This is a genomic window from Halalkalibaculum roseum, assembly GCF_011059145.1.
GTDB classification, from domain to species: Bacteria; Bacteroidota; Rhodothermia; order Balneolales; family Balneolaceae; genus Halalkalibaculum; species Halalkalibaculum roseum.
Window position 1 is genome coordinate 514,948 of record NZ_JAALLT010000003.1, and the last position, 22,046, is coordinate 536,993.

Below are 22,046 nucleotides of genomic sequence, written 5' to 3' on the forward strand. Positions count from 1 at the left end.
TTTATTCAGCCATCAGTTCCTGTCGCTGAACCCCGTCGCGATGTATCTTATGGGAACTGCTGGAACCCGGCTTGTCAGATTTGGCAAAGCTGAAACTGAAGCTTGTACCCCAGTCACCGCTATCGACGTCAACATCGGCCTCCAACTGTTCTCCAAGCGTATTAACCAGGTAGATACCCAGTGAATTTTGTTTCTTTTTATCAAAATCCTTGGGTAACCCAATACCGTCATCCCTCACTTCGGTCAGTATCTTTTTACCCTGCTGGTGTACATTGATTCTTATATTACCTTTTTGTTTCCCTTCAAAAGCATATTCAAAAGCATTGGTAATTAATTCGTTAACTATCAAGGCACAGGGAATAGCCTGATTTACATTGAGCATGATCTCATCAGCATCAGTCGTCACTTCGATATTCTTATTATCAGGCTGCAGCGTATCGGATACCACTTCGCCGAGTTTGGTCATATAGCGACTCACTTCAATCTCTGAAAGTGTTTCAGACTGATAGAGCATCTCATGAACAATGGCCATGGAGTGTATACGCAGCTGACTGTCCTGGAGATGCTTCTTTAACTGTTCGTCCTCTTCAACGTTAAAGGTTTGAAGCTGCAATAGTCCGGATACGATTGCCAGGTTATTTTTTACCCGGTGATGCACCTCTGCTAGCAGAATTTCTTTCTCTTTCAGTGATCGCTGCAGCAGCTTTTCAGAACTTTTGCGTTCTGTTATATCCACATACATACCATAAATGGCTACCTGCTTGCCTTCATTATACACGGGAATTCCGCCTATGATGACATCAAGGGGGGTGCCGTCTTTAGCTATTCTCACCGACTCCATATTAAACTGTTTGCCGTGGTGCGTGGCATCGGTAATATGCTCCGCCTCCCCTTTTTTATTACGGGAGACAATCAGGTCATCTACATTTTTTCCTTCAAGTTCCTCAAATGAGTAGCCAAACATTTCTTCAAATGCAGCATTGGCCATTGTAACCTTATTTTCATTATTCATCATAACAATGCCAATAGGCGAATTCTGAAAAAGCTGGGTAAACAATTCGCCTCTCAATGCAATCTTACGCTCGTTTTCCTTTTGTTTGGTCATATCTCGAACGATAGCCTGTATGTGCATCTCGTTGTTAATCTCCACACGATTGAGGTTAACTTCCGAGTCTACCAGTTTACCGTCCCAAGTTTTATGTTTCCAGGAAAACTGCTGAGGCGTTCCCTGCAGGGCGAGGTTTATCTTACCAAAACCTTTTTCAGCCGAATCGCTGCCGTCGGGTTGCTTCTCAGGTGAAAAATCAATGGGCGTCCTTCCAATAATTTTATCCCTTGCGGCACCGAATATCTTCTCAAGCTTGCTGTTGCAATCAATAATTTTGTTGTCCTTCAGGATGCATATCCCATCCGTGGCGCTTTCAAACAGCTGACGGTAACGCTCCTCAACCTTCTTGTGCTGGGAATAGTCTTCTATAAAGGTAAGTACCGATACCAGCTTTCCTGATTCATCCCGTATTGCTGAACCGTGAATTTTGATATCGATGATCGAACGGTCCTTGGTATAAATCTTCGTCTCAAACTGATCCCTGTCATTACTGCCGTTCAGAAAACCCTGGATCTTTTTAGCAATTCTAAAAATGTCTTTCACATTATAGAAATCGAATATATAGGGGGTTTTGCCTACGACCTCCTCTTTTTTGAAGCCGGTCATCTCTTCAGCCCGATCCGACCACTCCTCAATTCTAAAATTCTTGTCCCACCTAACCATCGCCAAGGGACTATTCTGAATCAGGTGATTCAGTTCATCATAAGCCTTTCCCTGTTCTGAAATATTTCTCTTCCGGGTGATGTCATGAATTACAACCAGACGTAGGCGAGCACTATCCTTCTCTTTCTCAAGATCCTGATAACTTATTTTCACCTTGAAGCTGTTACCGTCTTTATCCTTATGACGAATTGGCTTCGATTCAAATAAGTTGTCCTCAAAACCTGTGGATGAATTAATAGAAAACAGGCTGTCTTCCTTTTCACCCAGTTTGGCAATAGAAAGGCCGATCATTTCATCTTCATCATACCCATATACACGAAAGGCTGCATCATTTGCCTTACGGATCTTGTTTGAATCAAGATCGTATATGAACATAGGATTAGGGTTATCCTTGAAAAACAAAGACTGCAAATGGTCCATGGGTTCTAATAGCTGATGATATTAGCTAGGTGTATGTCTTACAATAGAATACGATGATATTTGTCTATTGATTATCAATGTACAAATAGTAATTCCCTTATTTTATTATAATACTTTAACACGCATTGCAGGCTGTAATGCGTCATTAAAAGTGTTTGAACAGGTAAAATGACGATATTTGATCATATACATACTGTATGCAGCATGAGCTACAGTAATTCCAAATGTCATTCGATTAGTTTTAAGAATTACTCTCTGCTGGCTCTCTTTTGTATTGCTGAATTTTTTTCAAACAATAATTTCAGTATCCAATCCGGTTACTCGGATTTTTTAAATATTGGTTAGGTATTGTAGGAAGTGGACTTGTAAATTAATTACTGGTCATTCGGAGAGCAGATAAATGAAATATATTGGCGAAAACCATCAGACGGTTCAACGGGAAAATAAGGCTTCTAGGTTGCCTGTAACATAATTCTTTAATCATTACCAGAATGCAATTGTTATGTCAGAGCAGTTCCTATGCAACTAATAACCTTGCATTTAGAATAGTGTTCATTCTCTTTAAGGGCAGATAGAAATTCATGGCGGACTTCCTCATAATCTGATCCGCAAGTTTTCTGAAGTAGAGACATACGATCAGATCGTTTTCGCCAGGCAGCAATGACATCTTGAGAAGCCGAACCCGAAAATGAAAACTCTTCGTCATTTAGAGTAAACGTCTTGTCAATTTGGAAACCGCAATTTCTTAGATAATCCTCAAGTTTACGACCTATATTGAAATCATATCTCCCTTTTGTGTAAGCGTCCTCTACGTACTTTTCCAACAATTCTTTAGAATTCTCGTTAAGCGGTTCATGTCCAAAGAAATTATCTATTTCAGTCAATGCGATCCAACCTCCCTGTTTAATGTATCCTTTCCACTTCTTTAACACGGTTTGGAAATCCGCAATATAGGCTACAGCAAAGCTGCTCCATAAACCATCAACCTGTTCATTCAACTCTAAAGGGTTGCGAAAGTCGGATTTTATAAAACGGGTATTTTTCGGACAGTTTCTGCGAGCAATATCGAGTAGTTCTTGATTCATATCCACACCGATAACCCTTGCCCCCTGTTTGGCAAAATCTCTTGCCTGGTCGCCGACACCACATCCCATATCGAGTACTGTTTGACCCTTCATTTCAGGCAGAAAATTATATACCCTTTCCCCTGAGCGCCATTGGTATTGATTTCTATACTCATCAATCAAACTCATGACCCGGAAGCCTATCAGGTATAATAAATTGGATACTGGCAGTAGAATAATATCGGAAATGTAATAAATGAAATCTCTCACCCCATTATTAGTAATCTGTGTAAGAAGATATGAGTTAATTTATAATGATTTAAGCAGCATCCTGAACTTTTCTGCGTACCGGTTTTTGTCGTCTGATCTCAACCGCAGATTTCGGCTTCTTTCTTCGCCCCCACCAAATTAAAGTACCTGTTATCGGAAGGCTACCAACGATTAAACTACTGAGAAATGCGATAATCTTTCCGGCAATACCCCCTATTGCACCTACATGGATATCGTAGTTCATACGTTGTATCAGGTCAGCAGTTGAAGCATTATCAATGTCGCCATATACATGCCCGGGCTCAACCTCTTCTAACGTTCGACTGTCGAAATAACGATAGTCGGCATCCCAATATGTTCCTTCCGAAAATTTGATGTAGGCATATACCGTATATTCTTCTGAAGGTGGATAATGCATTTCAATACTGGTTGCTTGCGGATACTCTGCACTCATCTGTTTCCAGATAACGTCAATAGGTTCGGCCTCTACTTGCCTCTGCCCGGTTTCGCTGACATTCTCAGGGAAAGTAAACATTGGTGTTTTTTCACCGCCGGTAATCGTGTAAACGCCATCGGCAAACCAGTTAAAGGCCATAACCAATCCGGTAATTGCAACAACAAGAGCTATAGCCGAAGCATAAAACCCAAGAATATTATGAAAGTCATAGTTTTTACGCTTCCATTTAGTCCGGTCGGCCCATGAAAATTTAACACGCTTTTTGGCGACTTTTTTATTTCTCGGCCACCAGAGTATCAAACCTGAAATCAGGATAAATAAGAAAATAAGTGTGGCGTAGGAAACAATGGTGTTCCCAAATTCTCCCATCCATAAATTGAGATGGCCATCCATCACAAAATGGAAGAAGCCTGATTCCTGGTCTACCGTTTTGATATGTTCACCTGAATAAGGGTTAATGTAAGCTATTTGGTAAAATTCAGGATCTACCTCATAGTATACAATCTGGACGGCTTCATTATTATCACCATAAATAGCGCCGTGCACGTGGCGTCCCGGCATGATCTCTTTGCCAATTTCCTGAACTTTTGATGGCGGTAGAAAAGCTTCATCCTGAGGTTCTACGTACTTATAATCATCATACAGTGATCGGATCTCTGATTCAAAGACCCACAAACAGCCGGTGAGTGCCACGATGAATACAACAAGTCCGGTTGCCAGACCGAGCCACAGGTGAATTTTTCCAATATATTTCTTCAGTTTACCTTTCATAAAATATTTTTATGAGTTTACCCTAATTTTGAATGCTGAAAATAGTTCTAAAAAGCTCTCTATAACTCATTACCAACGATAGCGAATACTTGCCTGCATGGATCGTACTGCTCCGTAGGTACCAAAATTTTGTGGCCCACTGGCAAAACCTGAGGCAACATATTTGTCATTAAATACATTATCCACGTTGACTTGCAGACGAAAGTTACTCCAATCGTAAAAGATCGCGGCATCGGCAAGAGTTACGGAAGGTATTTTCAACGTATTAGGCAGGTCACCATACATAGGGCCAAGATGCCGAACACCTGCACTAATACCGAAGCCTTCCAGGCTCCCCCGCTGAACCGCATAGTCAGCCCATAAAGAAGCCATAGTTTCACGTACCTGAGTCGGCCGATCTCCTACCTGTTCAGGTACAATGCTTTCGGTAATTTCAACATCCTGATAGGTAAAGCTTGCTGTAAGGTTCAGGCCGAAGTTAAATCCGGCTACCCCCTCAACTTCAATACCCTGAGAGTTCGCCTCACCGGTTTGTACTTGAGCAAAGGTTGCCGGGTCGGTTTGTAGGAAATTTTGACGTGTTAAATCATACAACGCTACCGTTATATAACTGCTGCTTCCTGCCGGCTCATATTTTATCCCTACCTCATATTGTTGGCCTGTTTCAGGATCAAATTCTACTCCTGATTGATCGGTACCGATGGCCGGGCTAAATGATTCCGAGTAACTCACATAGGGCGCTAAACCAAAATTCGTCTTATATATTAAACCTATACGTCCAGAAAATGCCTGATCGTCTTGCGAGCTTTCCGATTCGGCCAGGTTATTAAAGGTTTCAGTAAATGCCCAGTCATAACGCCCATTTAGTGTCAGGATAAGTTTTTCGTCAATGGACAGTTGATCCTGAAGATAGATCCCAGTCTGGCGTTGAGTTATATCATTATTTACAAATGAGGAAGGATCAGGTACTGCACTGCCATAATTGGGGTCATACAAATCTAAGGGCGGAGCTGCGCCAAAATTTTGCTCAGACTTTACACTAACATTCTGGTAATCAAAACCGACCAAAATCTTATGAGTAACCGGTCCCGTATCAGTATTTAGCTGTACTTGATTATCAATGGTAAGGCCATCCAACTCACCAAAGCTTTCAAATATTAACCGGTCCAAGGTTCGATTATCTGCTCGTAAAGCACTCCCAAAAATGGTGACATCATCCAAGTCAATAGCGTAATAGCGTAAATTCTGACGAAAAGTCCAGTCTCCGCTAGCATGCTGAAACTGATACCCGATTGAGCGCTGCAGTCGGTCGTACTGATCTACTTCAGGTTCTCCGGTAAACAGGTCAACCGGAATTGTTCCATTTGGATTGGAATCCAGTGTTCCGTCTTCCGGATACCGCTGTGAAGCCCGGCTGTCATCTGTTTGATAACGGCCTAAAATGGTAAGCGATGTTTGATTAGTCGGCTGCCAGGTAAATGACGGTGCAAGGAAAAAGCGATCATTATTTATGTAATCCACCTGCGTATCACTATTTCTGAAGAGTCCAATAAAACGGTAGGCGAAATTACCCTCAGCATCCAGCGGACCGCTAATATCAGTTTGGCCTTGCACCCGATTAAATGAACCGGTTTCCAATAGTATCTCGCCAAATGGTACCTGAGTTGGTTTCTTGGAAACAAAGTTAACCAAACCTCCCGGGCTTCCCGCTCCATAGAGCACAGAAGCAGGTCCTTTAGGCACTTCGATTCGCTCAGCCCCGTAAGGTTCAGGATTGTACCCTACAGCAAAATTGGGATTACGAAGTTGGAGTCCGTCGCGAAACAATCCGGAGGTAGTAGCATCAAAACCCCGGAAACGAACAAAGGTGGTTCGCGGTTCAAACCCAAAAGTTTCTCCTTGAACTCCCGATGAGTAGCGAAGCGCTTCCCCGAGGTCTTGAATATTTTGATTCTCGAGCTGTTGACCGGTAATAACCGATACCGATTGCGGTGTTTCAAGCAACGGTACACCAATTTTAGTGACCGAAGAAATCTCGCTGATCATATAACCGCTGCGTCGACCTGTTACGCTGATGTTTCCCAGTTCAACTGACTTTTGAGACAACAGTACTTCAAGTTTAGTTGTCTGATCGCTCTGAACCTGAATGTTTTGCTCTACGGTCTTGTAACCAACAAAACTTACCCGAATAGTATAAAAACCTTCGGGAACATTTGAGATCGAAAATTCTCCATTATCATTCGTTGCATCTCCTATGCGAGTATCAATTAAACCGACATTTACACCTGTGAGTGCAGAATTACTGTTAGCATCAAATACTGTTCCTGAAATTTTACCCGTCTGCGCAAAGCTTTCAATTGGGATGAATAAAAAGAAAAACATTGCCGATAGTAGAAAGGTAAAACAGCTAAGCTTCCGGGAATTCATGATGGATCTGAATAAATAAAGAGTTATTATTTTTAATTTAGACCAAGTATAAATAAGAGGGGAAAATATTTCAACTGTTATTTAGACAGGCTCTAAATAAAGAGGGCTCTAAAAATAAGTTTATACAACAGAAGTGTATTCAATTTCAACAAGCAAAAACTTGGTAAGGTGGGTGAACCGCTGAGGTGGTTTAGGCAGAAAAAGCTGAAAGCATTTTTAAATAGCCTTATTAATTAATGCTCCATCTATTAAAATATGAAGTTCCAAGAACTTAGTAAGATAAATAAGTAGGTTTGATAATAAATAAACAAAAAGCCCGCTTGCATGTGCAGGCGGGCTTTTCAAATATAAGAATTTGCTAGTTTTACTGGGTACTGATATCCATCAGCCTGTTTCTTAGACCGACTTCTGATTTATATACACTTAGTTCGTAATCATCCAGAAACAGCTGCCATGTATTATCTCCATGGGTAGCTTCAAAGCGCTGCCTGAATTCGTTAGCATCATCCAGATCTGCCAAGCCTTGGTCTAATGAACTTACAATAGCAATTTGTCCCTGCCCATGCAGCTGTCGCTGGTATACATTGTATCGGCCATCATACCCCTGTTCAGTATTGGCCTCCATCCAGTCATCCAGCATACGCATGAAGCGAGCCATTTCTCCGTTTTTAATATGATAAAGAGTTACAATGGAAGTTTCGGTAGGTTGATCCGATACATTCTGAGCATATTTGCTCAAATGCCTCCACCACTCTACATAGATAGGTTTCATCAACAAAGGCTGAACATTTTCCAACCAGTCCTGACCGTGTGCATCGGTATATTCCACGTTCTCATGACCGGTCCAGGTCATAGGTCCTTCTACGCCCTGATATGTACCGCTGTGGGGACCTGACTCCATATAAAAAGCATACACCGGTGAATCCTGATGGAATTCCTGGTTGTGTTTATCCCATGCCGTTTCAAACTGCATAATGTTGTCATTTTCAGGTACCAGTCGATACAGAACATAAATCTCATTCTCATTTTGTGTGTCTTGTGCTGATACGCCCAGTGCACCAAAAAGAAGAATCACTCCTAACATGCTTATTACTTTACCCATACTATCCCTCTAAATTTAGATTTTGATTGAGTAAGTAAATACTACTTTCCGCAATACCGGACAAATTATTTTGGTCATTATAATAAAAATAAACAGCTATTTAGGTATAAATACCGAAAGGTTATTGGGCATTATATCTGAGGTAAGTTAAACTCTCCATTTTGGAACTACATAACTTTTCAGGTGAAGAGTTAGCATCACATCATGCGAATAAAAGCTTCAAATGGTATTTTATAAAGAATATTACCACTTTACTGACCTATATTATGAAATAGCCATCTATTTTACTCCTTTCTCAATGATGTATTTTTAAAGATTCCGATTGGAAATAATTGCAAACTTATCGCAAGTAATTATTTATTGTGATATTATTGTAATTACTTCATTTAAGGATATTGCCGAAATCAAGCCTGTTATGATCAAACCGGTGAGATATGATTGTAACTTGGTCAACCAATCTCTAAACAAGAATGAGAGGTCTGACACATAACTTATCTTTTCGGACCTTTTTTACAATCGGGCCCTATGAAGATAACCATGCTTTTCAGGAACTCTTGGGATCCCTGGCCAAAAGAGGATTACTATTTGCAGGAATACTTGGAATTATAATTGTTACGATATTTGTATTCAGCCATACCGTATTCCTAAACAAAACAATAGTTTGGTATTATTCGGGTTCGAAGGCAGTAGATAAAATCATGTTCATTGATAAGCTGGTTTTAGTATCAATCAGTCTCTTCTTAATTCTCCTTTCAAAGTCTTCAATAACCCTATTCTGGAGTCGTCTGGTATTGTCGGTTATCGTCTGGTTTGCCACTCTTATCATACTGATTGAAGATATTGCATCAAATGATACTTCCTTTTCAGCAGCCTATATTATTGTAGGACTTATTATTGCTATAGGAACCATACCATTTAAAGGTTGGCAAATATTAAGTCTTTGTTTGCTTGTTATTTTGACCACGATCATTACCATACGCACAGCTCGTTTTTGGTTCAGTATGGCTGCCGTTGAACCGGAGCCTCATCAAGTTGTCTATCTTTATATCGTAACTTTACTTCTTACCGGTCTATCTTCCCATATTTACCTCAACCGTTATGACCAGTTTTTGGCTCAGATGAAAGCCAAAGAGTTAAGCGATAAACTCAAAGAACGATCAGAAGTTCTTCAAAAAATGAAAATGAAATCAGATAACCAAGCTGCTGAACTACGTAAAAATGAAGAACTGAAAAATAGTTTTTTCACCAATATAAGTCATGAACTCCGCACTCCTTTGACCCTGATTATGGGTCCTCTGAAAGACTATCTCAAAAGTTCTAGCAGTAACTTTAATGAGGTATTTCAGCCCGAGGTTATCGAATTGATGTATAAAAATACCGACAGGCTACATAATCTGATTAATCAATTACTGGATCTATCCAAAATTGAAGCCGGTGAAATTAAGCTGAACCCGGAAGAAATCGATTTAGCAGATTGGATACCGGAAGTCGTAGAGGTATTTAAACCGGCTGCCAAAGCAAAGAATCTCACTATCACCTGCATTATTCAGGGTAAGAATCTTGATATTCAAATTGATTCGGAACAATTGCAGCGTGTAATTAGCAACCTATTATCAAATGCCATAAAGTTTACACCGCAGGGAGGCAGCATTAGTGTTTCAGTCTTAAGGACAAAGGAATTGGATAGAGAGTACCAGATCCGGATCTCAGATACTGGACTTGGCATTTCCGAAGATGACCTGCCTAATATTTTTGATCGCTATTATCAGGTTTCGGGTGAACAGAACAGCATCAACCCGGGAACCGGTATAGGCCTGTCGCTGGTTAGAGAAATCATTCGCTTGCATGAAGGAGAAATCAAGGTAGAAAGTGAAAAAGGAAAAGGTACTACATTCACTATCAATTTATATAAAAATCCTGAGATTGAGAGCAGTTTGGATGATAGTCCTGCCCTAAGTATAACAGATAGTGAATGGATCTTACCGGAAGAATCGAATGATGAGGTTTTTGAAGAATATGAGCCGGAATCTATAAAAAGCCGACCTTTATTACTTCTGATCGATGACAATTTAGATGTGCTAAAATATTTACGGATGCATCTGGAAAAAAGATATCAGGTAATTGCACAGACAGCAAGTAATGAAGCTTTAAAAGTCCTTGAGCGTGAACCTGTTGATCTTGTGATTTCAGATGTGATGATGCCAGCACCTGATGGTTTCGAACTATGTGACATAATTAAGAAGCATCCAGATTGGAGTGAAATACCTGTGATTTTACTAACGGCCAGGGCTGACCAGGAAAGCAAAATTGAAGGATTGGAACAGGGAGCCGACGATTATCTTAACAAGCCGTTCAGTGCAACAGAGCTAATGATTAGAATTGAAAACTTGATTGAGATTAGAAGATTTCTTCGGAATAAATACCGTAAAGAGATACGACTCAAAGGAAGTGAAATTGAAGTAACCTCCGAGGATGCAAGATTTCTTGAAGGTGTGCAGGAAGTTGTAGAAAATCATATGCACCATAGTAATTTTGGAGTAGACTGGCTGGCAAGTGAAGTCAATCTGAGTGCACGTCAACTGCAACGAAAGATAAAAGCAACTACAAACCTCTCTGCAGGTGGCTATATTCGGATGTTACGTTTGGAACGTGCCCGCCAGCTGCTATCTCAGGAGTGGGGAAATATTTCTGAGATATCAGATAAGGTGGGATTCCAAAACAGAAAATATTTTTCGCGTCTGTTTAAGCAGACATTTGATGAAACTCCAACGGATTTCATTCAGAATAATCATTCAGATCAATAGTTTAGTAATCACCAACCGCCAATATCATAGGAAAAGTTAGAGTAACTGATTATCAAGAGAGCCGCATCCACTGCCAAGCCAAATGTACCAAGGACAAACTTATTATTTGTTTTTTGATTATTTATATGATTTAAAATACCCAGAGGCGCTCTATAGATGTTTCCATCCTTTTCATAAAGAAGTATTAAATTCTCTGACTCCGGAATCTCTGTCATAATTTTCCCATTCTTTAATCCAATCTTCTTTACAGCATCTAAAGACAAATACTTAATTTGATTGAATTCGTTTTCTTGAATCATAAATTGATAGGAGTCATTTGATTTCTGTATACCAGAGAATGTTCCTTTGATATTTCCTGAGGCGTCGCTATCAAAAAATATAGTAACCTCATCGCCAATAACCGGCAATTGCTGTTCCTTTGACGTAGTCTCTACACTATTGGTCATAAAAGTATCATTCCTAGAATTTTCCATTCGGTAAGCTATTCCGCGATACCTCGCTTTTATATTCTTGCCGTCTACAAACTCAAGAGTAATTTTCTGATTATTCGATAGTATTCTATCAACTTTTTTTCTATTTGCAGAGTCAATTGCGGTACCGGTTCCTAAGCCGACCAAAGAACAACCGGTCAGTAAAAACGTGTATAAGATGATAAATGCTAAGGTTTTCATACTATCCCTCCTTCTTATTCTTAATTGTCGCACTTTTAAACAGGCCATTGATATAATTAACCTGAGTAGATATAGTAGGGAGGTTAAAGGTCTCAAAACTGACATTTCAGGTCACAAAAGTTGACACCGACATTGAAAACCCGGGAAAATGACTTGGTTATATTTGCTCTCCTGTTCCGATATAATTCTTAATTGAAATGGCCTTATCTGTAAATATTAGAATTTATATTAAGAACTTGTAATGTTTGTAAAATAGAAGTATATATCTTCTGTAGATAACGAGTAATCCTTTAATGGTTACTTGTCCTTTTGCCCCGGTTATTGGAGTAGCCGGGGCCTTTTAATAGCTGCTGGTTTTATGACCTATCCAAAGCAATTCAGCCAAAAGGCTTTCTGATAGATCACTCGCCTACGGTTTGCTCCTTCCCAAATCAATGAGTTCATCTGTCAAGAGTTGGTAGTCTGAGTAGTAGTTAAATCTTCTTTTGATGATAATTGTATGATGAGAAGTCACCATTGCCTATTTTGGCTTAGTTTATATGGGTTTTGAAGTTTGTCTTCTATCATGCTTGGACCCCGGTTAATCATGTAACCATATCCCATTTCAGCAGTCTAATAGTACCTACTGAAAAGTGCACAAGCATTTATTAATAAATATCAGTCTACAAATTAATGTTTTACTATGGATGATTCCGGTAGTTCTCTGCCCCCTGAATGGAAAAAATTAAAAGTCCCGAACTTTTACTCCTATAAGGAGATCATAGTTAAACGTATTGATCATAAAAGTGGAGAGATTGAGCTGGTTGCAAGAGATTTCTTAGGGAAACCATGCAGATGTACTGCTCAACAGCTTGTCAGTGCAATGAAAAAAATGGAAGAAAGGTTAACTGTCACAGAACGTTGACATACCAATCTATACTATGGAGTGAGAATACATAGGCGATCTTCGCCTTTGTATTTGCCCCGGCTGTATTAATCTCAGCCGGGGTTTTTAACTTTTTAGAATGGTTAATTTTAAGTGTAACTGTGAAGTATCCCTTTAAAACTAACGGATCATTACATATTTGCCCGTCCGGCATTATGCTTTGGCATGGGTACCATAATGTGAACATAGGGCGTGTTTTTCCACATAACCCAGGGACCACCCAGATCAGGTTTATCCGGCAGACCTTTCAGCATACTTGCATCAGGCACTATAATCATTAGGTGAGGTACGGCATCCGTGATCCATTCATTATCGGGTGTGGGAGCTGTTGCATAAGGGTCAACATTACTTTCTGCTGAACCTCCCTGCAGCATATAGCCGAAACCCATGGTACTTATTTCTAAATCTTTCTTGTTCATCCAGGCATCAGCCCACTTCATCCATGGTTCATCCAGACACATGGGATCGTTGCCTGATGTAGCCGGCATATCGGGCAGACAGGTATAGCCATTGTTTCCCTCTTTCAGCAATACCATTTCTCCCCCTTCCTGTTGAGGCCAATCCATAATAGTGGCATTCTCGGAAACTGAAGCGGGTGCCGCACTTTGGGCGCTATTAATCTTGGCCTGTTTGCTTTTATTCGTTGAAGATTGAGCCTGTAATGTACCGGCAGCAACGAAACATACGAGTAGTAGTGAAGTTGTGATCTTTTTCATATCTCATCCCGTTTTTTTTAATGTTCGGGGTGACCGACTGAGTGACAGCAAATGAGATATAATATCTAAGTAGCCTTTTTATCTATTAAATATCAACTGTTTATCTGTAAATATGTTCCCTAAGCATATTGATTTTAATAAATCGTTAAGTGCCGAAAAACATAAGAACTAGAATTCCCACTTGTAGGTCCGATGTGTTTTGTGATGATGACAGCCCAAAGCTTCCAGGCTTCGCTGCATCAGCCAGTTCTTCTCACTCACCCAGGCTCCTTCCAGGTATTCCAGACTGGGAGCGGCGGCATGTGTATATTCAATCCCTCGAATAAATGTTAAGGCTTCCAGTCCCATTTTCCTGTATTGCGGGCGGGTACCGAACACGAGTGTGCGCAGGTGCCGGGCACGCCTTTTGAACCAGAGCAATTTTGGGTAGTGCCACCATTTTAGCCTCCCACCCGTTTCCTTGGATACCTCATTCAGATCCGGAACACAGACGATAAATGATGCCGGTTCACCGTCTACAAAAGCCAGTAAAACACTATCGGGTATCATAACAGGTTTAAGTTTTTTTACCATGGCTTCCACGGTATCACGGGTGAGTTCTGTAAATTCTTCTTCGCGTTCAACTATTTCCTGGTCGCTCCATGCGTCGTTATATATGGTACGTATGTATTCAGCATCCCGGTAGATATTTTTCATATCGATGGGACGAAGTTCTACACCCGGTCGACTTTCAATACGATCGGTAATCTTTACCATCCGTTCCGGAAGAGGCTTATCAAAACGGCGTTTGTAACTCCAGTGATCGTCCAGCTTTTGAGCGCCGGTCTCTTCAAGCAATTCCTTGTAGTAAGGTGGGTGATAAAACATGCCGTAGATAGGCGGTTCGTCGTAATTTTCTACCAACAGTCCCCAGTACATATCATTTTCACCAAAGTTGATTGGTCCACGCATAGCGCTGTAGCCCCTATCAGCATGCCATTCTCCGGCAAATTCAATAATCTTTTGGGCAAGTTTCTGATCCTCTTCCATCTCAAGGAAACCAATCCCCCCCATTTTGGGCTCCAGCACTTCATCACGCTCCGGCGTATTCATCAGTGCAAAACGAGCCACCACCCTGCCGTCTTTATGTACCAGGAAACGCTCACACTCACCCTTGTCGAAAAAATCATTCTTCTCAGGATCAAATATATTCTCTATCTCAAAACGAAATGGCGGAGCCCACGCGGGATAATCTTTATAGATTCTGAAGGGGAGCTCATGAAAAGCATCTATATCATTCTGGGATTCTACTTTGGTGACATGTATTTCCATTCCGTTCTGTTTATTTCAGGTGATTCATGAATTTAGGCAAACGGAGAATAAGCAATATCTGCAACTAGCCCAATTTTATATGGCTTACACCGGCTAATGACAAGAATGCAATTTTTCGCCCGAATAGAATAGATTTAATCCTCTATAACACCTATTATTGGTACTTGTAATTAGATTTAAATAGCATTCAGTTTAGTGAGCGAAAGGAATAAAAAGTACCTCATCGTTTTTCTTTTATTCGGAACCTGCCTTGCCAGCGCCTTTTTACTTCTACAGTCAACCGAATTCAGATCAAAAACCCTGACAAATCTGGCCGAAGCGGATTCTCTGCTGAACAACAGCTTCCGTACGTTTAATATATCTGAAAACCAGGTACGGGAAGATTTTGTAGAAGTAGATTCCGTAAACAAAAGAAAATTGTATCGTGTACGGGTTCCCGATGGGTTTTCGAAGACCCAGCTCCATTACGAAATACATAATACCTTCAAGGATTACAGCGTTGACTCTCCGACAAGGGTTATTTTTCCGGACAAAGATTTTCACATTCATCTGTTGAATAACCAGACGGTCTTTGCTACCGTCAAACTTCAAACGGACCCCGACTTGGTGCTTCAAAGAAGCTTTGGAAGTATACTGGTCGCTTTTGAATCAGAGCCTCCTGAATCCATACTCGAACAGATTAAAGCGATGGGTGAACCCATTTCTATCGTTATGATGATGGAAGATACCAAGCGCGCTTCTGATATATTTGAAATGCAGGAGGGACTGTTTTCCGACATATTGTTGTGGCTGAAAAACGAGAACGGGGAAAACATTCCCGGTAGCAACACCTCCCTGGGATGGCAAAAGCTTCAGAGCCTGCAGGAATATATTCCCAATGCCGATGTACTAAGTTTTCAAAAACTGGATGAATCGGATAACACCACCCTTATGCAGAATCTATCGGGAACTACTTTGAATTATATTGATGTAAGTGAAGCGAGCCTACTGCAGGACGATATGGGAAGGGCAGCTTTTAAGCAGGAACTGCAAAAATTTAGCCGACAGGCACAGCGAGGGGAATATCCCATCGCTATTGTAATGGGTGACGGACGCTCTGTTGAATGGCTCCGGCAGGAACTTGCCGGTTTAAAGAAAAGAGGGCTACGTATTATACCCCCAAAGAAGAAACGCTTTTGAGAGATGATTGAACAATTTGATACCAAGAAATGGCTTAAAAAATTACAGCTCAGTGAATTTCCGGAACCGGAACACGTTGAGCTAAAATATCCGGTATTGCTCTGTCACGGATACGGGGCTATTGCTTCCCTCGTGAAGCCCTCGCCACTCTATGATGTAGCAATGTTCCTGAGAGCTCATAATATTCAGGCCTTTGCCCCGAATATTGTGCCCTACGCCACCATAGAAATCAGAGCTGAAAACTGGGTCCGTGTAATCAACCGTCTGTTTGACCAACTTTCCCATCAAAAGCTCAATATCATTGCACACAGTATGGCAGGTTTGGATATTCGCTATGCCCTTTCTAAAATGGACATAACCGATCATGTGGCTTCTTTTACCACGATATCCACGCCCCACCGGGGTACCAGCCTGGCAGAGTTGAGTCTGAAGACTCCTGATGCTATAAAAGATAAGATGGCCGACCTGCTCGACTGGATGGGTAACAGGGTCTATCCCGGAACCAAGAGCGACTCTGTAGGATCTGCAGAACAGCTTACCCGTAGTTATGTGAATGAACAGTTCAATCCCAACATACCAGACGTAGACTCCATACCTTATTACTCTTTTAGCTCAGCTGTTGGAAAGGGAACGCCCCATCCCATCAAAGTAATCAGCCGCTACCAGAACAATTATATTTTCCAGCAGGAAGGAATCAACGACGGTATGGTGTCGGTAGAGAGTTCAATCTGGGGAGAACATTTCAAGACCTCAAATATATCTCACCTGGAGCAGATGAATCTGCGGGTAAAAGACGACCGAACGACTCTTTTTGAATCTTTCTGGATGGATGTAGTAAGAACCCTGCAGGAGAAAGGGCACTAACTTTGAACATAGAATACGGATCAATCCGTGTTCTATTACAGCTCGATGTCTTCGACGTTTTTCAGCAGGTTGTAGGCTGTCATATCATACTGAATAGGTGTAAGAGAAGCGAAACCCTTTTCCAGCACATTAATATCAATATCTTCACCCTCTTCCAAAAGCTCCAGCTTTCCGGTCAGCCAATAGTAAGATCGATTATTGGGATCTACCCTACCTTCAAACTCCTCAACATAACGGCTGTTGGCCTGTCTTGCCCATCTTATTCCTTTAAGCGGACCAGCGGGTACATTCAAATTAAGCGTAATGCCTTTAGGTAATCCCTGACTGAGTACGTAGCCTATTACCTTGCGCGCCGCATCCTTGGCACCGCTCAGGTCGGCATCCTCATCAAAATCGGTGCAGCTTATAGCAATGGAGGGATACCCCAGTATCGTGCCCTCCGTAGCCGCACTGACCGTACCGGAATAAAGTATATTTACACCGGCATTACTGCCATGATTAATGCCGCTGACTACCAGGTCGGGTTTTCGCTTCATCAGTTGGTCGTGTCCCAGTTTTACCGAATCGGCCGGTGTTCCGGTAACCGCCTGACCGTTGAAACGACCATCAATCTGAAATGATCGCGAACGCAACGGGGTAGATACCGTTATGGCGTGACCCACAGCACTTTGCTGTCTGTCGGGAGCAATGATATTTACATTCCCAAATTCATCTGCAACCGTTGCAAGTGCCCGGATGCCCTGAGAGAATATTCCATCATCGTTGCAAACCAGTATTTGCGGTTTTTCTGTTTGGCTCATCCTTTACTTTTAAATCTAGTATTCATTTCGGCTGTCTAATTCAACCACGGTCTTGGAGGTATTAGGTATAGGGTAGAAGGTATAAGGGAAAATAATTTCTGAAATTAGCTTAGCTTACGGTCTGTTCTTCCTTATACCTTATACCCTATACCTAATAACCCAAAATCAACCACCGTACTGCTCGTCTTCGTTGGGGAAGTCACCTTTCTTGATGTCGCTGATATAATGTTGTACAGCTTCAGTCATATCGGTATGCATATCGGCGTATCGTCGCAAGAAACGGGGATTGAACTCCTTATTTAAACCCAGCATATCGTGGGTAACCAGAACCTGTCCATCGCAATCCGCTCCGGCGCCAATGCCGATGGTGGGTATGGAGAGTTCAGCAGTTACTGCTGAGGCAAGTTTGGCAGGAATTTTTTCCAATACGATGGAAAAACAACCGGCCTCTTCAAGCTTTTTAGCATCTTCAATCAGTGCATCCGCCTCAGTTTCCTCGGTTGCCCTAACTTTGTAGGTACCAAACTTATAGATGCTTTGAGGGGTGAGTCCCAAATGACCCATGACAGGAATACCGGCCTCAACGATCTTTTTTACCGTATTCACAATTGGCTTACCCCCTTCAACCTTAATACCGTGAACACCGGCTTCCTTCATCATTCTTCCCGCACTGATAAGGGCTTCCTTGGACGTAACCTGATAGCTCATAAAAGGAAGGTCAGCTATTACCAGGGCACTGTCAACGCCTCGAACCACGCAGGATGCATGATAAATCATATGATCAAGTGTCATAGGCACTGTGGTATCATAACCTGCCATCACATTACTGGCTGAATCCCCCACCAGTATTACATCGATACCTGCTGCATCTATGATGCGGGCCATGGTATAATCATAGGCCGTCAGCATGCTGATCTTTTCACCGTTGCGCTTCATATCCACAACGGTCTGTGTTGTTACTTTGGCGGGCCGGTCGGATGATGATTTCTGTGTGCTCATGCTTCCTCTCTGGATACGATTGCAGCGGAAGCCTCCAGTTCGCAGGCTACTTTCCCGTCAACAGTGGCTTTTCCCTCCATAGTGACGAAGTTCCTGCGCATATTAACCAGCTGTACTTCCATCTTCAGTTGATCTCCGGGCACTACAGACTTGCGAAATTTGGCATTCTTGATCCCGGTAAATACCACCAGATTCTTTTCGGTATCCTCCACGTGTTTTTTCATCAGCATAATACAGGCACTTTGTGCCATTGCCTCGACCTGAAGCACCCCTGGCATCATAGGCGCCCCGGGAAAGTGACCGTTAAAAAACTCTTCATTGACGGTGACATTTTTTAGTGTGACGATCCGCTCCTCTTCCAGCTCCACTACTCGATCAACCAGCAAAAAAGGATAACGGTGCGGGATCAGTTTCTTAATCTCTTCAACTTCCATTACAGCCATACGATTAAATATTTCTTATTACAGTTTCAAAAGTGTTAAGCCACCGTGCCTATGTAAATATATGCTATACCTCCGGTGAGTTTTTCAAGATCTGTATGAGAAAAACTTTCAGCCTGATCCATCAATGTAATGAATTTGTCACCCGCAGGAAATGCCGCACTTGTTTTGGGAAGATAGGTATAAGCTTCCTTGTTACCGCTGATCCAACCGCCCACGGTCGGCATTATGTACTGGCTGTAAAGCTCATAAGGATACTTCAGCAGTCCCTTAGGCTGCCCGAACTCTAATACAATAACACTCCCACCGGGCCTGACAACCCGTGCCATCTCTTTAAGAGCAACGACAGGGTCATCAACATTACGAATGCCGAAAGCTATACTGGCGATATCGAAGCGATCATCTTCATAGGGTAAATTCATGGCATCCGCTACCTCGAAATCCACATCCAGGTCATTTTCCCTGGCTTTATCCGGGGCATGTTCTATCATTTCCTTGCAGAAATCAGTACCCAGCACGTAGCCCTCACTACCTACTTTTTCCTTAAACTCGATTGCCAGGTCACCGGTGCCAGTGGCACAATCCAATACCTTATCCCCCTTTTTTGCCCCGCTCAACTGAACGGTTCGGGCTCGCCATGCATGATGCACCCCAAATGAGAGGATGGAATTGACCCTGTCATAGTCGTCTGCTATATCAGCAAACATATTTCGAACTTTTTCACTCATCAGTGTAGCAATTAATTTTTATTTTCTTGTTTTCCTGTTGGGAGGTTTTGGGTTTAAGGCAGAAATTACCAAAAGATCTAATTGAGTAAGTAGAGATCAAGTTTAATCCAATCTCAAAACTCAACCTTCCAACCTCTAACCTTCCTCATCCATAATTCCTTCCAGGTGATCTGTTTTATGAAGGTAACCCATTTCTAAGCTGTTATCGTTCTTCAGGAAGTGATATAGGGCCCCATTGCTGTGTTCTATCCGGTGCATATCGGAAAGCGGATAACCCAGCCAGTGAGAAAGCACGATACGAATCAAACGTCCATGTAATACAAACAACAGGGTAGAACCGGAGTGGTTGTTTAGAATATTGTTCATACGTGAATTTACCCGCTCCAGCACCATAACAGGGCTCTCTCCTCCCCCGTCAATGGCATAGTCGGTATTTCCGTTCTGCCAGGTGCGATGTACTTCGTTGAGTTCTTGTTCAATATCTTTTGATGCTCTGCCTTCAAATTTTCCGAAATTCATTTCATCCAGTTCGGGATATGAGTGATATTTCATACGGAAGGTCCAGGCAACAATCTCTGCCGTTTCCATCGAGCGCACCAGACTACTGCTGAAAATGTGATCTATGGATTTATCCTTCAGTTCATCGGAAATCGCCCGGGCCTGCAGTCTTCCCGTCTTATTTAGAGGAGCATCAATCCCCCTGCCCTGCATTTTACCTTCGCGGTTATACTTCGTTTCCCCATGCCGTGCAATGTAGATATCAGTTGTGCTCAACTTACTTGCGTTTATTTTTAATTTTCATTGCGGCATCAGCTAATTCTTCTTCCATATTCTGTACTTCTTGCGGGGCTAGATTCTCACTCATAGCATACCTTACGATTAACATCTTCAGCATTCTATCGTTCAAAGTTACCTCTTTATTGGACGTCAGCTTTTCCCAAAGTTTATTGAGCAGGCTGAGGCGAAGGATAAAAAAGAATGTTATTCCAATACCCAATGCCAGGTATTGACCCCACATTCCAAGCAGGCTCAGAACCACCAGTGCAATTATCATTTGATAGCCATCGCCATTCATGATTGAAAACACCTTGCCTAACCACCGGTTTGCCAGCGCACTTTTATAATTGTACCACAGCCAGTGAAAAGCGAGTGTCGCAATTGCAGCCACCCAGGGATTCAGGTAAAGTATCATCCCAAGCAAGAGGGTGAGAGACAGGCTGTCTGAACTGCGAACCCATGCTCTTGCTTCTTTAATCAAGTCATGAAGCGATACCTCGTCGAGCAAACCGGGTACATACTCCTCGATCAGATCCGAGGTGATATGAAACCACTCCCCCGAACGGGTTACAATACCCATCTTGGTCTCCATAAATAACTGGTCTGTTCCTCTGGCCTCGTGTTTTACCATAAAGCCTAAAATATCTTTCTTTTGGGAAAAGTGAAAAAGGTTACCGAATGCTGGATGCTGGATGCTGGATGCTGGATGCTGATAAACTGATCAATATATTTTCAAACATCCAACATCCATCTTCCGACCTCTATTTTCAAGCTTGCGCGACCGTCGCAATTGCAATCTCCCGGCTGCCTGATTCTTTCAGGACGGAAGCCAGTTCAAAGCTGGTAGAACCGGTCGTGAACACGTCATCTATTATAATTATAATTTTGCCCTCAACAGCTTCCGGGCGACGAACACGAAATGCTCCCTGCATGTTTGCAACCCTTTTCTTCAGGCTGAAACCCGTCTGACTTCGGGTATTTTTTCTTCTCACCACATCCTTCAGGTTGCAAATAGGAATTCCAATAACAGATTGAATACCCTTTGTAATGTAGTAGGCCTGGTTGAATCCTCGTTTTCTAAATTTAAGGTAATGCAAAGGGACGGGAAGCAGCACTTTTTCTTCAGTTCTATTAAATAGCTCCCGGATCAGTGGGTGTCGGTGCATGCTTTCGCCGAGATTCGCACCCAGTTCTATACCAATACCCGTCAGTCTTTCATACTTCAGGTAATGCATCAGGTCCTGCAGGAGACCTCCTTTATCAAAATTCCAAAGCGCATGCTGAACCGTAACCGCGTCCGGCAGAATAACCCCGCTGCTGCAGCGTCTGTAATCCGGATTCGCCGCTTCGAAACGGTCCTGCCTGCAAAAAGAGCAGATTTGACGCTCTTCTTCGGTTGTCTCCAACCCGCAACAAAGGCATACTCTAGGAAAAGCAATGGAAGAAAGACCTGAGAAGAATACTTTGCTGTTATGGATGAGTTTTTTCATCATAGAACCGGTATTTAACAGTATGACCTCCGAAGAGATCCATCCTTACAACAGCTTGTA

19 protein-coding genes are annotated in these 22,046 nt (G+C 42.1%); 4 read left to right on the forward strand and 15 right to left on the reverse strand.

From position 1 onward, the window contains the following. Position 1 precedes the first annotated feature (1 nt). The 5 genes from G3570_RS10710 to G3570_RS10730 all read right to left on the reverse strand — a co-directional run bounded on the left by G3570_RS10710 (position 2) and on the right by G3570_RS10730 (position 8,282). Positions 2-2,191 (reverse strand): PAS domain S-box protein, encoded by a 2,190-nt coding sequence (locus G3570_RS10710; protein ID WP_282958237.1) that lies wholly within the window; start codon positions 2,189-2,191, stop codon positions 2-4. A 500-nt stretch (positions 2,192-2,691) separates the two neighbouring features. Next, the gene (locus G3570_RS10715) at positions 2,692-3,444 is read right to left on the reverse strand and encodes a class I SAM-dependent methyltransferase (protein WP_165142132.1); all 753 of its coding nucleotides are present in this window, start codon (positions 3,442-3,444) and stop codon (positions 2,692-2,694) included. A 130-nt stretch (positions 3,445-3,574) separates the two neighbouring features. Then, positions 3,575-4,753 (reverse strand): PepSY-associated TM helix domain-containing protein, encoded by a 1,179-nt coding sequence (locus G3570_RS10720; RefSeq protein WP_165142134.1) that lies wholly within the window; start codon positions 4,751-4,753, stop codon positions 3,575-3,577. 69 nt (positions 4,754-4,822) lie between these two features. Continuing rightward, on the reverse strand, positions 4,823-7,180 hold the full coding sequence (locus G3570_RS10725; protein WP_165142136.1) for a TonB-dependent siderophore receptor: 2,358 nt from the start codon (positions 7,178-7,180) through the stop codon (positions 4,823-4,825). A gap of 364 nt (positions 7,181-7,544) precedes the next feature. Continuing rightward, entirely contained in the window at positions 7,545-8,282 is a 738-nt protein-coding gene (locus G3570_RS10730) for a hypothetical protein (RefSeq protein WP_165142138.1), read from the reverse strand. Positions 8,283-8,752: 470 nt separating this feature from the next. Between G3570_RS10730 and G3570_RS10735 the strand changes: the two genes are divergently transcribed. Then, complete coding sequence (locus G3570_RS10735; RefSeq protein WP_165142140.1) at positions 8,753-11,086, forward strand: hybrid sensor histidine kinase/response regulator transcription factor; 2,334 nt, start codon at positions 8,753-8,755, stop codon at positions 11,084-11,086. Positions 11,087-11,094: 8 nt separating this feature from the next. On the opposite strand, the gene G3570_RS10740 is transcribed toward G3570_RS10735, so the two are convergent. Next, a complete protein-coding gene (locus tag G3570_RS10740) occupies positions 11,095-11,757 on the reverse strand; it encodes a hypothetical protein (RefSeq protein WP_165142142.1) in 663 nt (220 codons plus the stop codon). 682 nt (positions 11,758-12,439) lie between these two features. On the opposite strand from G3570_RS10740, the gene G3570_RS10745 reads away from it, so the two are divergent. Next, the gene (locus tag G3570_RS10745) at positions 12,440-12,661 is read left to right on the forward strand and encodes a hypothetical protein (RefSeq protein ID WP_165142144.1); all 222 of its coding nucleotides are present in this window, start codon (positions 12,440-12,442) and stop codon (positions 12,659-12,661) included. A gap of 152 nt (positions 12,662-12,813) precedes the next feature. Here the strand turns inward: G3570_RS10745 and G3570_RS10750 are convergent, their stop codons facing one another. Next, positions 12,814-13,398 (reverse strand): hypothetical protein, encoded by a 585-nt coding sequence (locus tag G3570_RS10750; protein WP_165142146.1) that lies wholly within the window; start codon positions 13,396-13,398, stop codon positions 12,814-12,816. Positions 13,399-13,566: 168 nt separating this feature from the next. Further along, a complete protein-coding gene (locus tag G3570_RS10755; RefSeq protein ID WP_165142148.1) occupies positions 13,567-14,709 on the reverse strand; it encodes a hypothetical protein in 1,143 nt (380 codons plus the stop codon). A 195-nt stretch (positions 14,710-14,904) separates the two neighbouring features. Here G3570_RS10755 and G3570_RS10760 point away from each other — a divergent pair, with 195 nt between their 5' ends. Continuing rightward, complete coding sequence (locus G3570_RS10760; protein WP_165142150.1) at positions 14,905-15,888, forward strand: hypothetical protein; 984 nt, start codon at positions 14,905-14,907, stop codon at positions 15,886-15,888. Between the two features lie 3 nt (positions 15,889-15,891). After that, positions 15,892-16,752, forward strand: a complete 861-nt coding sequence (locus tag G3570_RS10765) for a lipase family alpha/beta hydrolase (RefSeq protein ID WP_165142152.1) — start codon at positions 15,892-15,894, stop codon at positions 16,750-16,752. Positions 16,753-16,787: 35 nt separating this feature from the next. Here G3570_RS10765 and surE read toward each other — a convergent pair whose 3' ends face one another. From surE to G3570_RS10800, 7 genes are all read right to left on the reverse strand, one after another. Beyond that, positions 16,788-17,552 (reverse strand): 5'/3'-nucleotidase SurE, encoded by a 765-nt coding sequence (gene surE / locus G3570_RS10770; protein WP_165142154.1) that lies wholly within the window; start codon positions 17,550-17,552, stop codon positions 16,788-16,790. A 165-nt stretch (positions 17,553-17,717) separates the two neighbouring features. Then, positions 17,718-18,551, reverse strand: coding sequence for a 3-methyl-2-oxobutanoate hydroxymethyltransferase (gene panB, locus G3570_RS10775; protein WP_165142156.1), 834 nt, complete (start codon positions 18,549-18,551; stop codon positions 17,718-17,720). Then, positions 18,548-18,994 carry a 3-hydroxyacyl-ACP dehydratase FabZ gene (fabZ, locus tag G3570_RS10780; protein ID WP_249066971.1) on the reverse strand — a complete coding sequence of 149 codons (447 nt, stop codon included), beginning with the start codon at positions 18,992-18,994 and terminating at the stop codon, positions 18,548-18,550. Before fabZ ends, panB begins: the two co-directional genes overlap by 4 nt. A 35-nt stretch (positions 18,995-19,029) precedes the next feature. After that, the gene (gene ubiE, locus G3570_RS10785) at positions 19,030-19,719 is read right to left on the reverse strand and encodes a bifunctional demethylmenaquinone methyltransferase/2-methoxy-6-polyprenyl-1,4-benzoquinol methylase UbiE (protein ID WP_165142158.1); all 690 of its coding nucleotides are present in this window, start codon (positions 19,717-19,719) and stop codon (positions 19,030-19,032) included. A 135-nt stretch (positions 19,720-19,854) separates the two neighbouring features. Beyond that, positions 19,855-20,493 carry a histidine phosphatase family protein gene (locus G3570_RS10790; RefSeq protein WP_165142160.1) on the reverse strand — a complete coding sequence of 213 codons (639 nt, stop codon included), beginning with the start codon at positions 20,491-20,493 and terminating at the stop codon, positions 19,855-19,857. A gap of 1 nt (position 20,494) precedes the next feature. Continuing rightward, positions 20,495-21,127, reverse strand: a complete 633-nt coding sequence (locus tag G3570_RS10795) for a hypothetical protein (RefSeq protein ID WP_165142162.1) — start codon at positions 21,125-21,127, stop codon at positions 20,495-20,497. Positions 21,128-21,263: 136 nt separating this feature from the next. Beyond that, on the reverse strand, positions 21,264-21,989 hold the full coding sequence (locus tag G3570_RS10800) for a ComF family protein (RefSeq protein ID WP_165142164.1): 726 nt from the start codon (positions 21,987-21,989) through the stop codon (positions 21,264-21,266). Between the last annotated feature and the right edge of the window lie 57 nt (positions 21,990-22,046).